This is a genomic window from Arenibacter sp. F20364 (assembly GCF_023015905.1).
In the GTDB taxonomy this organism is placed as follows: Bacteria; Bacteroidota; Bacteroidia; order Flavobacteriales; family Flavobacteriaceae; genus Arenibacter.
Window position 1 is genome coordinate 51,730 of sequence record NZ_JALKBD010000028.1, and the last position, 14,996, is coordinate 66,725.

Consider the following 14,996-nt stretch of genomic DNA (forward strand, 5'->3'; position numbering starts at 1 on the left):
TATGACAGACCCGGACCAAATAACAACTTCAAATGAATCTGCCAAAGGCGGAAAGGCGGTTATAGAGATTAAGGACCTTTATAAAAGTTTTGGGGACAATCACGTCTTGAACGGATTTAACATGACCTTACTGGAAGGGGAAAACCTAGTGGTCATGGGGAAGTCGGGCTCCGGCAAATCGGTAATGATCAAATGCCTTGTTGGTTTGGTAAAGCCCGATAGTGGAACGGTTAAAGTGCTGGGCAAGGAAATAAACACTTTGGACCAGCAAACCTTGGATGAATTGCGTTCGGATATCGGATTTCTCTTTCAGGGAAGTGCGCTATACGATTCCATGACGGTACGTGAGAATTTGGAATTTCCCATGCGCAGGCACAAAGAAAAATTGGGAGTAGTTTCGGATACTGAACCGCTAGTGCGGGAAGCACTTGAAAATGTTGGATTGGCACATACCATGGATCTAATGCCCGTTGAATTATCCGGGGGTATGAAAAGAAGGGTTGCCCTGGCCCGCACCCTAATCTTAAGACCAAAGGTAATCCTCTATGATGAACCTACCAGTGGCCTGGACCCCATTACCTCCAAGGAGATTATAGAATTAATGCGTTCTATACAAAAGAAATACGGGACTTCTTCCCTAATTATTACCCACGATGTGGATTGTGCCCGTGTAATTTCAGAACGGATGATACTTTTGGTAGATGGTATTAATTATGCCGAAGGTACCTATTCAGAATTATCAAAATCCACAGATCCAAAAGTAGATGCGTTTTTTAAAAAATAAGATCATGGCAAAGACAAAACTAGAAAATTTGAAACTTGGGATATTCGTCGTCATCGGCACGGCACTACTCGTAGTTGCCGCCTATTTAATTGGGAACAGACAAAATATGTTTGGAAAGACCATTCCCATAACCGCAATTTTTAAAAATGCAAACGGACTTCAAAATGGTAATAACGTACGCTTTTCAGGTATAAATGTAGGCACAGTGAACAAGATTGAAATGATCAACGATACCACTATTCGAGTACATATGATTATTGAGGAAAAAATGCAAAATCACATTAAAAAAGATGCCGTAGCCACTATTGGTTCCGATGGACTTGTCGGCAGCATGCTGATCAATATTGTTCCCGGAGAAGGAAAGACAACCCACATTGGCCCAGGGGACGAATTACAATCCTTTAGCAGGGTGGCTACCCAAGATATGTTGAACACCCTTAACCAAACCAATGAAAATGCTGCTCTATTAACGCAAGACCTGCTGAAGGTAACGAGATCCCTGACCCAGGGCAAAGGCACCTTTGGCAGGTTGTTGAACGATTCCCTTATGGCCGAGGAACTGCACCAAACCATTACCAATCTTAAACATACCAGTAATGAGGCCAATATAATGATCGCAGAGATAAACCAGATTGTAAAGCAGTTGGATTTTGATAATAGTACTGCCGGTGTTCTTTTAAAGGACTCCATTACCGGCGATAAAATGAGCAATATTATTTCCCATCTAGAAAATTCCAGCATAGAGATCGAAAAAATGTCCAAGGACTTAAATTCGGTCATCGGGGATATTAAAACAGGGAAAGGAGCTATTAATTATTTGGCCACAGACACCGTATTGGTAGGTCAATTGGAAACCAGCATGGAAAACATCACAGAGGGAGTCAAAAATTTCAACGAGGTTACGGAAGCCTTAAAGCATAACTTTCTCACCCGCCGCTACTTCAAAAAGAAGGAAAAAGAGGAAAAAAAGAAGCTGGAAAAAAATGATGAATAAGCACCTTGAAGGCCGTTATACTTTGAAACAGGTAGATGGAAAACAAAATAATCCCACTATTCTTTCTCAAGCTCTATTAGGGTAATTTCCGGACGCATGCCCAATCGGCCAGGAAATCCCATCCACCCCAATCCACGGCTTACATATAGAAATTGATGGCCCAATCGATATAGTCCTGCCCAATGTTTGTATTTGTATTTTATGGGACTCCATTCTTTGTTTTTAATGTTGATTCCCGCCTGCATACCATGGGTATGCCCTGAGAGCGTAAGCGCTATATTGGTCTTATTCACCACTTCCTCGCTCCAATGCGAGGGGTCATGGGACAATAAAATTTTAAACCCTACACCCTCTACTCCCTGTAGGGATTGTTGAAGGTCCCCGTATTGTTTAAAGGGTGGATTCCCCCAGTTTTCCACTCCCACAATTGCAATTTTTTCTCCGTTGTTTTCAACGCATTCGGCTTCATTCAGCAAAAGCTTAAACCCAATTTGGGCATGAAAGTCTTTAATATCCCCAAAATTGTTGTTTCTCTCCTCTTCGGATTCCCATTTACTATAGTCCCCATAATCATGATTTCCCAAAACCGAATATTTTCCCTGTTGGGCGGTCAGCGTCTTTAATACATCCTCCCATCCATTTAATTCCCAAGCATAATTGTTAACTAAATCGCCAGTAAAAAAAATAAAATCGGGCTTCAAATCATTTATGGTTTTAATGGCTCGACGCAGTATATGATACCGATAATTGAAACTCCCCAAATGAAGATCGGATATTTGAACTATGCGCAGCCCTTTAAAATTTTGGGGGAGCAAATCCGATTTTATAACTACATGGTGTACCTTAAATCTGTACACAGCCCTGAATACGGCATACACAATAACGAAGAATGGTAAAAAACCAAAAAAAACACCTACTAAAGGAATGATGAGCAAGGATTTCTCCCCTGAGATCAAAAAATTTGAAAAATAAAGTGTGGAAATAACTACTACAAATATTAGCTTGGGAATAAAGGAGGAAACCGTTAGTCCATATAAGGATGATATAAGAAGTTGCTTTCTATAAGGTGATATACTTTCCAGTCTAATTTTCAAAACCAAAATAGAAACAATTAGTCCTATGGTAAAAAACCAAAAGGCGATAAAAATACTGTTCTTGATGTTGGAAGAATCAATAGGCTCCATGATAGATTTAAGCCAGAAAAAGGCCAAGGAATCTATTAGTAATAAGGCCAAACATAAAAGGGCTATTGCAAAAAAAGTGTAGGATCGCATTAAAAGGGGTTTTGCTATTGGTTATTGTTATTCGCAAGTCGTCTTTTATCCTTCAACGCCCAGAAATAACCTTTTACATCCTCTACCCAGCTATCATACATAAAGATAAGAGTAATTTCCTCAACAGTTTCCAGTACCCCCAAAACAATCATGGCATAAAACAGCCAATATACCGGTCCAAAAAACAATAGCCATAAAATAAAAATCCCTTGGGTAATGGCAGATAATTTGGCTAAATAGGTATGAAAGGCTGTGGCCTTACCGTATTTCGCAAAAGCAATGGACATCTGAATCAAGTATGGTACAAATGCAATTATTATTAGAAGTAAGTTTTCCTTGATGAAATTATTTTCAAAAAAGAAAAGACCTATCAATCCAATAATAAGGGTTACCTGGTCTCCCATAGAATCCAACTGCGATCCCCTAGCGCTCGAAATTTTTAATCTCCTGGCCAAAAACCCATCAATGGCATCGGTAGCATAACTTATAAGTAGCATCCAACTAAACCATTCCCGTTCCCCATACCAAATTAGAGCAAGCAATAGGGGTACGGCCATAATGCGATAAAAGGAAAACCAATCGGCAATATTGAAGTTTTTTATATTATACATAGCTATTCATCAGTATTATTAATCCTATGACAAGAAAGCGTATCGCAAAACTTACAACTTTAGCATAGGATTTAATTTTTCAATAATTTCACCCACGTACCTGGGAGTTTCGTCCAAAATAGATTCTCCCGTCAAAGCATCCACGCCTTCCATTTTGTAGGAGCCTTCGCCCGAAGTGGTCAGGACAACCATCTTGTCCCTATAATCGGTGGTTCTGTCCATAAACGATTTAACCGCTGAGGGTGGCTTCCAATTCTCCCAGGTGTGGATTACCAATAGGGCATCGTAATTGATAGGATTTACACCCACCAAAGCGGAAACATCGATTACCTTAATATACACCGCCTCCGTTTTGTAATAATCCACAATGGCCGTAGTAATCATATTTTTAAATTCACTTCCCTGTGTAGCCACAAGCAATCTGGAATTTCCCCCAGGAGTATTTACCTCGTATTTCTGGGCCTGATCCATAGCGTATTCATTTTGATACCAAAACATAAACACCAAGAAGACCACAGCAATCGATAATAGCACAAGTATTATCTTTCTAAATTTTTTCATATAATTCTATCTTTTAAAATACCGCCATTAAGAAGGAAAAGTACAAGTAGCACGTATCTTTAACCCTCTAGTATAGGGTTGTGGACAGAACCTATAATTCCTACTAAGGATTATAAAGCTATACCTTAACTGTAGACCGCCCTATGACCATTGTCAGTTATGCATTCAACCCACATATTTAATTTAATATTAGGCAGATCCAGTTCAGGCAACCTAATTGATGAAGTGTTTGGAATAAAGAATACCGAACTCTAAAAACTTAAAGACCAATACCCTACATGATATTTATCATTTGATACCTTTTGAATTGTTACTTTCTTTAGGGGACTACTATTATCCCGTAAACTTATGACTATGAAAACACTATTTCTTTATGTATTGGCACTTACACTTTTTACTTCCTGTGTAAGCCAAAAAAAATATACTGCTATGCAAGACCGGGCAGTAAATTGTGAAAATGAATTAAATACCAGCAAGAACCAAATTAGTTTACTGGAAGCCGGATTGGCCAATGAGAAAAACAGATCCAAATCCTTGGAGCAACAAATGGAATACTTTAAAAGTACCAATACGGACCTTTTGGCCCGACTTTCAGATCTATCCGTAGTGAGTAAATCCGGAGCGGAGAGCATTAAAAAGTCTTTGGAAGCCCTAAACGAGCAGAATAAATACATAAAGGACCTTACCAGTAACATGCAGCGAAAAGACTCTATAAATCTGGTATTGGTCATGAACTTAAAAAGGTCCTTGGACAATTTTGACGATGAGGATATAAATATCGAGGTGAAAAAAGGAGTAGTCTATGTCTCTATCTCGGACAAAATGCTTTTCCGTTCTGGGAGTTATAATATAAGCAACAGGGCAGAAGAAGTTATTGGCAAAATAGCCAAAATTATTAATGATCATAAGGAACTGGATATTTTAGTGGAGGGACATACGGACAATGTACCCATATCTACAGACTGTATGACCGATAACTGGGATTTAAGTGTAAAAAGGGCGACCTCCATTGTACGATTGATGCAAACTAAATTTGGGGTACAACCCCTAAGAATGACCGCTGGGGGAAGATCTGAATACCTTCCCAAGACTACCAATGCCACCAAAGAAGGCAGAGCAATTAACCGTAGGACAGAAATTATCATTTTACCCAAGCTAGATCAATTCTTTGAACTGCTAGAACCTCCAACCACGAATGTCGAGGGGCAGGGAAAAGGATAATATACTTAAAAGGAAACGTAATAATCCTACTTCCTTTATTAAAAAATCAGAAAAAAACACCCAACTGATCTATGTCATTTCGTATCCAATATGATAGCCGTATCTTACTATTATTAAAAAAGCAATCGTTCTTTGAAAGAAATAAAAATAAAGTTTCTAAGCAGTAATGCCTTAGCGACCATAAACCGGCGCACAAGTAACCACTTGAGCCTTATTACCCTACCCCCTTGCACCGCTGTTACATTTGTAGCTTGTTGCTCGGGACCCGGATAAGTGCACAAGTGCTGCCCAAGCCCGGACATTAAGGATTGGGATATCTAGATATCCCAATCCTTTTTTTGTATATCGTCCTTTTATGGAAGGACTATCTTAACTTCTTTAGGTCAGAGACCGATTTAAATGGATTAAAAAAACAGCAGATTAATTACTATATTAAAACACAAAAATATTTTCATTATGGAATACTATTTTAATAAAACAATTGGAAATACCCCTTTTGAAAAAGCAGTGGAAAAAACCAAATTGGCCCTGCAGGAAGAGGGCTTTGGGGTGCTGACGGAAATAGATATGAAGGCTACCTTAAAGAAGAAATTGGATGTAGATTTTTATAATTACATGGTTTTGGGTGCCTGCAACGCTCCCTTTGCGCATAAAGCCTTACAGGCCGAAGATAAAATCGGCACCATGTTGCCCTGTAATGTAATTGTTATGGAGAAGGAGCCTGGGCTTGTGGAAATTGCCGCGGTAAACCCCTTGGCGTCCATGCAGGCGGTAATTAATAAGGATTTAATGAACATAGCGGATGAAGTGGGCGAAAAATTAAAAAGGGTTGTAGAAAAAATCCATTAATCCCTAAGAACCATACTTTTTAATAATGGCTATTTGCCCTGAATGGTGAATGGTGTGGGATACAATCCTACCAAACGCCTCCGCCTTGGTCTTGGTACCAAATTCTTTGGAGGTAACTGTGGCCTCCCAATCTTCCTCTCGTAGTTTTTCCAATACCGATCTAAGCATTTGGAATGAATATTCCACATATTCCAACAATTCCGAAAGATAAGACCACCCCCCATTATCCTGTTGGGCAATGACCGTTTTTGCAATTACATTTTCGTCCTTTATCCCATTTTCACCAAATACGTTCTTGGCATAAAGTAGCTCAACATCTCCAATGTGCCTAATAAGAAAACCTATGCTGTTGGGACCGGGTAATAATCTTTTGTTTAGATCCTCTTGTGTTATAGAGGGCAATTGATCGGAAAACCGGATCCTGGCCTCTTGCCATAATTCAATAAATAATTGTGTCTTTGATTTCATGTGAATTCAATTAATTTAAGACATTCAAAGGTTTATTTTAGTTAAAAAGTTGCTGAAATAACATAAAATATCCCAGACACACAATAAACAGTTGACATCCAAAAAATATCAGACCCTTCTAGAATATTTTTTTAATACAAAAGATATTAAATAAACAAAGACATAGACTAAAAGTGCTATAAATAAGGTCATGGCATTGGTATTTAGAAAGTTAAGTTATTAAAGATCATCCCTTTTAGATTTTTTGGAAGGCTATCCCGGATATCGGACATTTCTCCCTGGGAGACATATTTTCGTAAAAAAATAAATGTGGTATTTACATATTCTTCAGCTACTTCGTCACTATATTCAAAATCGTTTATTGCTGCAGGTCCATCGAACTGTCTAACCAAATCCAAAAATCCGGTCATATTCTTAATTTTGGGCTTCTCCTTTTTTACGGTCCATCCGTTAACATAAACAGCCTTCAGAAACATGGGCATCTGGGCGATGAATTGCAAGGATTCCGCTACGGGAATAATTTCCCTTAAGGCATGAAGAATAGATGTTAGAATTCGGCCGGCCTTGTCGGTATCTTTGCCCATATCCATTTGTTTAGTGTAATCCTTTAAGAAGGTATGCCCTTCCGTAGCGTATTGATTAAAATTTAGTGCCATGATTTCCTATTCTTGGGATTTACACAAAAATGGGCATATCTTTTCAATTGTAAAATGATCTGGGTCATTTTACAATAATGGTTGCTTAACTTGATTTAAGTATATCAAAAAATACCGGACTGCTGGCCTTGGATTCCCCTAAAGTCTTAAAATATAGTGAATTAAAAAATTCCCATCCCTGCCTTAAGCAATATTTAGGGCTATATCTATCATATCATGAAAAGTAGTTTCCCTTTCTATGGAATTGGATTTTTGGCCAGTGACCAAAGAATCAGAAATCGTTAATATTGTCAAGGCCTTAACATTATACTTCGCAGCAATGGTATAAAGTCCGGCCGCCTCCATTTCTACACAAAGTACTCCGAATTTTGCCCACAATTTGTATGATTCCGGATCATCCTCATAAAATTCATCTGAAGATAGTACATTCCCTGCCTTTATGGCCATACCATTTTCCTTGGCGTAAAGTGCGGCCTTCATAAACAAATCGAAGTCGGCCGTTGGGGCATAATCAGCGTTTATAAATCTAGAATTATTGATTCCCGAGGTGGTGGAAGCTGCCATGGCCAGCACAATATCACGTAATTTCACCTCTTTTTTATAAGAGCCTGCGGTGCCTACGCGAATTAGGTTATTTACTCCATAATCTTTTATCAATTCCTGATAATAGATCAATGCGGAAGGAATGCCCATGCCACTTCCTTGAACCGATATCCGTTTGCCCTTGAAGGTACCGGTATATCCAAGCATTCCGCGAACCTGATTATAGCAGATGGGATTTTCAAGAAAGGTATTCGCTATCCATTTGGCCCGTAACGGATCTCCTGGCATAAGTACGGTTTCTGCAATTTCACCTTTCTGGGCTTCAATATGTGTGCTCATATTTTATTCTATTTCCTAATTAATTTCCAGAGGACTGCAAGTACTCTACCTTCCTTTTTGATTCGTTACTATGGCTACTCCAGAAGAGGTACCTATTCTGGAAACACCCAGATCAATATATTTTTGGGCCATATGGGCCTCCTTGATTCCTCCTGATGCCTTTATTCCAATTTTGTTGCCAACGGCTTTCTTCATTAGTGCTACATCTTCAAAAGATGCCCCACCGGGGCCAAAGCCAGTTGAAGTCTTTACAAAATCTGCTTTGGCTCTTACCGCCAATTGGCATGCGGTAATTTTTTCTGTATCCGTTAAATAACAGGTTTCCAAAATAACCTTTAATACATTTTGCCCCATAACTTCTTTTACTTGGGCTATTTCCTCTTGTACTGCTAAATTATAACCAGATCTTAACCACCCAATATTTAATACCATATCCAGTTCATTGGCCCCCTCCTCCATATAATCCTTGGCCTCGTTTACCTTTGCCTTGGTAGACATACTTCCTAAAGGAAATCCCACCACCGAAACCAACTTTACCCGCGAATCCTTAAGGAGCTCCTTTGCCAGGGAAAGATGACATCCGTTGATACATACCCCATAAAAATTATAGTTCAAAGCCTCCGCACAAAGTTGCTTAATATCATCTTCTGTTGCGTTAGGCTTTAATAAAGTATGCTCAATAAAATTTTCAACTTGCATTTGTCAAATTAAATTTGTTGGGTAGTTCCGTGTTTCATAGGGGAACACATTTTACCAAAAGTAATCCACTTTAGTATGTTATTTTATGACAACCATCATCAAAATAATAGGTGGACAGAATATGTGATTAAAGAGAATATATAGAAAATAAAAGCTTGCACCTCCCGTAGTATTTCCATTTTCTAACTGAAATACATAAATTCATGGTGATTGCCAAGCCAGTGAGAATTGGCTTAAACATAGAATGCCAAATAATATTAAATGCATAAGGTGGACGAAGATGGAATTAGGCGAAGGCAGTTTCGTTCTTACCGTCATTTTGCAAATTGGGACTTCTTGGGGACAAGAATTTAAAGTGCCTAATAGGATATCCGATCCTCCAAAGTTCTTGTTTCACTTGTTCCAGACCTATTGGACTATAGTAAAGAAAAATAAGCCTTCCCGTGTCGATCTCAAGGTCTATTACCCTAATATCCATAATCCGACTAAGATTACGAAGAATCATTAGCTTGTCATTGTTAGAAATTAGGTTGCCAATTTTTGCAATAGCTTTCATAAAGTTTCGGTTTTTTAAATTCCAATTACTACTAAAGTACAGCAGATAATTCACCTTCGTAATGATACAGATCAGTTTATATGTATTTTGGACTACAAGGACCTTAACATAGAAATTTTGCACAGGAATCGCCATTAGGCTAATATAATCCTGCTTCACCTTGGCAATGCCTATTGCTCTGAAACATCTTATGCGGATACTTATGACCAATATCATATTTATTTTCATCAATAGCCTTTAGATTTATTCCTTAAATAAAGATACGATGAAGACTATACTATATGCCACTGATCGCAGTGATCATGCTGTACCAGCACTAAAATATGCTTACCACTTAAGCCAGAAATTAAACGCGAGCTTATTGGTGCTTTATATTCATGAAATGGAACCTTTACGGGTTTCTGTATCGCGCCCCGCTGCCCAAATTGAATACCACGTAATCCAAGAGCAAACCGAGATTTTATCGGCCTATTGCACCAAACATCTGGGCATTACTGTGGATAATAAGACATTACAAGTTGAAGTGATCCACAACGATTCTGTATCCAATGGAATTTTGGAAAAAACCAAGGACACTGCAACAGATATGATAATCATAGGCAGAAAGGATAAACATACCGATCGCGGTCTTTTTGTGGGCAATATTGGAAAGGGACTTCAGGAAAAAGTTCCATGTCCCCTATTAATTATACCCAACAACGTTGAAGACAAGGCCATAAAAACTATATTGTATGCAACGGATTTTATGGAAGCGGATATTTTGGCCCTTAAAAAACTTGTTCCAATGGCAAAATTGCTTGGAGCAAAAATACATATAGTACATATCTCCACTGAAAAAGATTATGCCGGAAAAGAGCAAATGGAGTGGTTTAAGGATATGCTTAGGCAAGAGGTTGACGATTCCTCCATAAAGTTCGAATTGATCTTCTCGGACAATATCCAAGATAAGCTTAAGGTACATGCCAATACTATAGGGGCGGACTTATTGGTGCTGCTGGAGCGGGAAGAAAAGGGCTTCTTTCAAAAAATATTCCATGTAAGCATGGTTGCAAAAATGGAGGAACACATCAGCATTCCCCTACTTAGTTTTAATGAGCCTAATTTATAGGATTCCTACTACTTAAGGTTATATTGCCACTGCCACCACAACTAGGTTTAATGACAAGGTTGGCACTGGCTAAGTACTGCCTTGGCCTTTTTGTCACAGAATGTAAGTACTTGGGATCTATCATGGTCCGAGTTTAAGAAAACAATAACGCTTACTTTTTTATTTTCTGCCCTTATAATTTTAATTTCACCTAAAACTAAACAACATGAATGATTTAAAAAATAAGGTAGCCTATATTACAGGGGGCTCCAAGGGTATAGGATTTGGGATAGCTTCAAAATTATTAAAAGCGGGAATGAAGGTGGCCATTAGTAGCAGGCTCTTGGAAAATGCCGAAAAAGCTGCCAAAGAACTTGGTCAAGAAGAAAATGTCCTGGCCATTGCATCAGATGTATCAAAACTTGGTGATGAGAAGGCGGCGGTTGAGAAGATTTTGGATAAGTGGGGAAAATTGGATGTGGTACTTGCCAATGCCGGGGTTGGACATTTTGCTCCTGTAGACCAAATTTCCGATACCCTTTGGCATGAGATGGTAAACACCAACTTAAACGGTGTTTTTCACTCGCTGAAGGCTTCTGTTGAAGCGCTAAAGCAATCTAAAGGGTATTATATTACAGTGGCAAGTTTGGCAGGCACCAATTTTTTTGCCAACGGTGCGGGATACAATGCCACCAAATTTGGGGTAGTAGGCTTTACCCAAGCGGCCATGTTGGATTTAAGACCCTATGATATTAAGGTCTCTACTATAATGCCAGGTTCCGTTGCCACTAATTTTAACGGACATGAGCCTTCTCCAGACGATGCATGGAAGATACAACCGGAAGATATTGGCGAACTGGTTTTAGATCTTTTACAAATGAACCCAAGAACCTTGCCCAGCAAGATAGAGGTAAGACCTACACGGCCTGATTTAAAATAAGCCTAAACCTCTTTTTCGGTAAACGGTATCTGGGGATTACCGATTTCAAAAATTAAAGTTTTAAGGCATTCCATAAAATTGGCAATAGTTTCTTGGGTAATTGAATTATCCTTTTTTCTACTGCCTTTTTTTTCTTTTGTGGCAAATTTTAGAAGGCCTGAACTTAAATTTTTAAAGGAAATTATCCCTGCTTCAATAGTACCAATAGTTTTAACATTGTTGTACATTGTAGCATAACACAACAATTGAAAGGCTTTGCTGTAATTGTAGTCCCCAATGGCATCTTCCCAATCAACAATTTCAACTTGGGAGGTTATTACCTTACCGGTTTTATAGTCGATAATTCTCAGAGTCCCATCCTTTTCGTCGATCCGGTCCAATTTTCCTTTTAAGACCACAGGAAAATCGAGCCCAGGAACATTAATATCCATCTGTAGTTTTTCCTCTACCCCCAATATTCTTATTTGATGTTGTTCCACTTCTGCCAATTCCAGTTTTAGAAAATTTTCCACATACCTTACTACCACATTAAATGCAATTAGGTTTTTCCCTCTGGAGATATCCCCATCGGCGAAGCTTTTTGCAAAGTGGTCTATCACAAGAGGTCTAACTTTCATTTTCATTTCCTGTAGCATGGAAACCTCCAAATAGGTGTTCAAATATGGCTTATACAGGTCCTCCAAGGTATCGTGTACAATGGTTCCAAAAGTATTGTTGGCAACGGTTTCCTCCACTTCCTGGATATCGTCTATTCCCAATAGATTTCTTTTATAAAAGTCTATGGGGTTCCTGATATAGTTGCTCAGGGAAGTGGGAGAAAATCCTTTGGAGGCATGGGCCTTGATCAGGTCCATAAGACCTTCATCCTTTTTTATGGTCTGTAAAACCTTGATAGACGGAATAATTTCAGGTGCCGCAATAATCTCAGTGATATCTCCAAATTTATTTTCATCAGTAAGTAGTTGGGTCAGCAACCTACTTTTCTCTCCACCTTCCAGAACATCCGGTTCAGTATTGTACACCAAGTAAATGTTTTTTGCCCGTTGTAATAAGCGATAAAAGTGATAGGTATATACGGCATCCTTTTCTTTATAAGTAGGGAGCTTGTAATATTTTTTTAGATCGAAAGGGATAAAGGAATTATTGGACTTACCGGAAGGGAGTATACCTTCGTTAACTGAAGTTAGAACTACGGTTTCAAAATCGAGCACCCTACTTTCCAACATTCCCATTATTTGCAAGCCTTCCAAGGGTTCTCCTTGAAAATCCAGGGTTTCGTTCCTTATAATTTCCAAATAAAGGCTTTCCAAGGATTTTAGGTCGTTGGCAAACGAATATTGCTCCACCATGTCCTGAAGTTGATTGAACAGAGAGTAAAACTTGTACAAGTACTCTAATCCTAGGGAGTCCTTGACCAAAACAAACCTTTCCCTTAAGCTTTGGATAATTTGATGGCATTTATATAGAAAAACAGTACCTGAAACCTCCTCCTGATAAAAAAGTAACCCCAACAAATCTTCATTTCCTTCCCCTAGGGAACGTAAATTGTCAGAGGTTATAAACGCCCAATTTTTGGCTCTAATAGCCTCGCTTATATCAGTAGCCTTATTTTGTTGCTTATCCGTGCATAAAATTTGAATGTAGGGATGCGATAAGAAATCCAACACCTGTTGATAATACCAACCTTGGGAATCCTTTTTAATATGGATAGAGAGATATTGGGAAAACAAACTGGCCAAAGGAGTACTCTTTAAAGGATATCCCATAGTTATATTCACAGCATCCAACTCGGAAGGTATAGAGTTTAAAAGTGGGTTCAACAAGGTTTCATCTCCCAGTACTATAGCCGTGTTTTTAAGAATGTTGCTATCCTCATTATTTAGTTTCAACAAAAGGTTTCCTACGTACTTCGTCTGGGAAACATTTTTGGGCACGCCTATAATTTTAATACTCTTTTTGGATAAATAATTGCTTTCAATACCCTTTAACGCCTTGCCCTTAAGCCAGGGCCAAGTATTCAAATGTTGCCTTATAAAGTAGCCAGCGTCGTGTATGGGATCCTGAACAAAATATGAATCTCCATCCCAAAAAATATCCGCTTTGGTCTTGGCCAGTATTTCCTGGATAATGTAAGATTCCGCTGTGTTTAATGCATTAAAGCCTATGAACACATGCGTATTGTTTTTGTTATTGCCTAAATAGTCCTTCAACTGTTCGCAAGCCGTACGATAAATTAGACCCTGATGACCTAATTTCTGGGCTTTCAGCAAATCGTTGAAAGTGTTATAGAGCGGTTCAAGGTTATTCCAAAATTTAATGTAATTCGTTATTAATTCAGATTTTTCCTTCTGTAATGACCAATGATTTATTTCCTGAATGTTGGCCAAATAGGAAAATATATCCTTGGTATCTATAAGATATCTATCTATTTCATTAAAATCCTGTAATAAGGTCTGACCCCATTTGGAGAAGGTGGAAAAGTTATCCTTTTCTTCATATTCCATGGACGAATACGCTTTGTAAAGAATAAAAAGTTGCTCCATACTGGAAGCCGTCTGCAAATTGGAAATTTGTTCCACAAATCCCTCAATACTATATATTTTAGGTGAAAAAATAGTTTTATTGGCCGCATTGGCCAATGTTGTCCTTAAAATAGTACCCGCCCGTTTACTAGGCAGAATTAAGATCAGATCGTCTAAGGAGTCATAGGTATGTAATAATTCATCAACTACCTGTTCGAGAAAGCTTTTCAACGGATTATATTTTGTTTTAGGTTCATAGGCAGACCACCTGGAGTTGGCAGTTATAATTTGCCATAGTTCAACAAACTCTACAACCGCTAAGGAATACCGTTTATACGATGGCACCTTTTATAATACAGTTGTCTGCAATTATCGGGTAATTTAATTATAATAAATAGAACGAAAGCATGCACTCGGTTCCATTATGAAAAATAAAATAATTTCTGGTCATGGTATATTTAGATCAATCCCATAAGTTATTGATAAATTTGAAGAAGATAGAATTCGCTATCCCAGAGTTGGTGTCTGTTCATTTTTTGCATCGCCCAAAAAACGACCAGGGCCTAAGAACCAAGGTGCTGCCACCTTGGTTAGGAGGAGCCAGCTGTAGCCAGGGCTAGGCTGATTTTATATTTCTTTAGATCTACGCACTTTCCACGGCCGCATCGTCCAGGCCGCTTTCACTTGGGTGAAATGCTCTATGGACGGCTTCCCCCAGCCAATGTGGAAACCACTTGATTTAAGACGAAATCGAAGATTCACGAGAACCTATAAAAAACAACAATAACCACTTAAGTAAATTGAAAAATAGGCCGTTTCTTTGTTCCGTCAACCTACATAATACCGATAAAACAAAGTGCCTGATTCAGTTCCATTGAACATTGCCTTCAAA

Annotated in this window: 15 protein-coding genes; 6 read left to right on the forward strand and 9 right to left on the reverse strand. The window is 38.6% G+C overall.

Annotated elements, in window-relative coordinates; all coding sequences use genetic code 11:
• The first annotated feature begins 1 nt into the window (after nt 1).
• Nucleotides 2-784 (forward strand): ATP-binding cassette domain-containing protein, encoded by a 783-nt coding sequence (locus MWU84_RS18845; protein WP_246904532.1) that lies wholly within the window; start codon nt 2-4, stop codon nt 782-784.
• A gap of 4 nt (nt 785-788) precedes the next feature.
• Entirely contained in the window at nt 789-1,778 is a 990-nt protein-coding gene (locus tag MWU84_RS18850) for an MlaD family protein (protein ID WP_246904534.1), read from the forward strand.
• Between the two features lie 56 nt (nt 1,779-1,834).
• On the opposite strand, the gene MWU84_RS18855 is transcribed toward MWU84_RS18850, so the two are convergent.
• Genes MWU84_RS18855 through MWU84_RS18865 form a run of 3 tightly spaced genes read right to left on the reverse strand, consistent with a single transcriptional unit; the run spans nt 1,835 to nt 4,224 of the window.
• Entirely contained in the window at nt 1,835-3,052 is a 1,218-nt protein-coding gene (locus MWU84_RS18855) for a metallophosphoesterase (RefSeq protein WP_246904536.1), read from the reverse strand.
• Between the two features lie 14 nt (nt 3,053-3,066).
• On the reverse strand, nt 3,067-3,663 hold the full coding sequence (locus MWU84_RS18860; protein ID WP_246904537.1) for a CDP-alcohol phosphatidyltransferase family protein: 597 nt from the start codon (nt 3,661-3,663) through the stop codon (nt 3,067-3,069).
• A 51-nt stretch (nt 3,664-3,714) separates the two neighbouring features.
• On the reverse strand, nt 3,715-4,224 hold the full coding sequence (locus tag MWU84_RS18865) for a hypothetical protein (RefSeq protein WP_246904539.1): 510 nt from the start codon (nt 4,222-4,224) through the stop codon (nt 3,715-3,717).
• A 354-nt stretch (nt 4,225-4,578) separates the two neighbouring features.
• On the opposite strand from MWU84_RS18865, the gene MWU84_RS18870 reads away from it, so the two are divergent.
• Together MWU84_RS18870 and MWU84_RS18875 are read left to right on the forward strand one after the other, a co-directional pair.
• Entirely contained in the window at nt 4,579-5,445 is an 867-nt protein-coding gene (locus MWU84_RS18870; protein WP_246904540.1) for an OmpA family protein, read from the forward strand.
• 456 nt (nt 5,446-5,901) lie between these two features.
• Nucleotides 5,902-6,294: a DUF302 domain-containing protein gene (locus MWU84_RS18875; RefSeq protein ID WP_093977620.1), complete on the forward strand. Its 393-nt coding sequence runs from the start codon at nt 5,902-5,904 to the stop codon at nt 6,292-6,294.
• A 3-nt stretch (nt 6,295-6,297) separates the two neighbouring features.
• Here MWU84_RS18875 and MWU84_RS18880 read toward each other — a convergent pair whose 3' ends face one another.
• The 5 genes from MWU84_RS18880 to MWU84_RS18900 all read right to left on the reverse strand — a co-directional run bounded on the left by MWU84_RS18880 (nt 6,298) and on the right by MWU84_RS18900 (nt 9,555).
• Nucleotides 6,298-6,762, reverse strand: a complete 465-nt coding sequence (locus tag MWU84_RS18880) for a DinB family protein (RefSeq protein ID WP_246904542.1) — start codon at nt 6,760-6,762, stop codon at nt 6,298-6,300.
• Between the two features lie 203 nt (nt 6,763-6,965).
• Nucleotides 6,966-7,418, reverse strand: a complete 453-nt coding sequence (locus MWU84_RS18885; protein ID WP_246904544.1) for a DUF2267 domain-containing protein — start codon at nt 7,416-7,418, stop codon at nt 6,966-6,968.
• Nucleotides 7,419-7,601: 183 nt separating this feature from the next.
• On the reverse strand, nt 7,602-8,300 hold the full coding sequence (gene deoD / locus MWU84_RS18890) for a purine-nucleoside phosphorylase (RefSeq protein ID WP_246904545.1): 699 nt from the start codon (nt 8,298-8,300) through the stop codon (nt 7,602-7,604).
• A 45-nt stretch (nt 8,301-8,345) separates the two neighbouring features.
• Nucleotides 8,346-8,999, reverse strand: a complete 654-nt coding sequence (gene deoC, locus MWU84_RS18895; RefSeq protein WP_246904547.1) for a deoxyribose-phosphate aldolase — start codon at nt 8,997-8,999, stop codon at nt 8,346-8,348.
• Between the two features lie 286 nt (nt 9,000-9,285).
• A complete protein-coding gene (locus tag MWU84_RS18900; protein WP_246904548.1) occupies nt 9,286-9,555 on the reverse strand; it encodes a hypothetical protein in 270 nt (89 codons plus the stop codon).
• 265 nt (nt 9,556-9,820) lie between these two features.
• Between MWU84_RS18900 and MWU84_RS18905 the strand changes: the two genes are divergently transcribed.
• On the forward strand, nt 9,821-10,663 hold the full coding sequence (locus MWU84_RS18905) for a universal stress protein (RefSeq protein ID WP_246904549.1): 843 nt from the start codon (nt 9,821-9,823) through the stop codon (nt 10,661-10,663).
• A 205-nt stretch (nt 10,664-10,868) separates the two neighbouring features.
• Entirely contained in the window at nt 10,869-11,582 is a 714-nt protein-coding gene (locus tag MWU84_RS18910; protein WP_246904550.1) for an SDR family oxidoreductase, read from the forward strand.
• A gap of 2 nt (nt 11,583-11,584) precedes the next feature.
• Here MWU84_RS18910 and MWU84_RS18915 read toward each other — a convergent pair whose 3' ends face one another.
• Nucleotides 11,585-14,335: a PD-(D/E)XK nuclease family protein gene (locus MWU84_RS18915; protein ID WP_246904551.1), complete on the reverse strand. Its 2,751-nt coding sequence runs from the start codon at nt 14,333-14,335 to the stop codon at nt 11,585-11,587.
• Nucleotides 14,336-14,996: the final 661 nt, after the last annotated feature.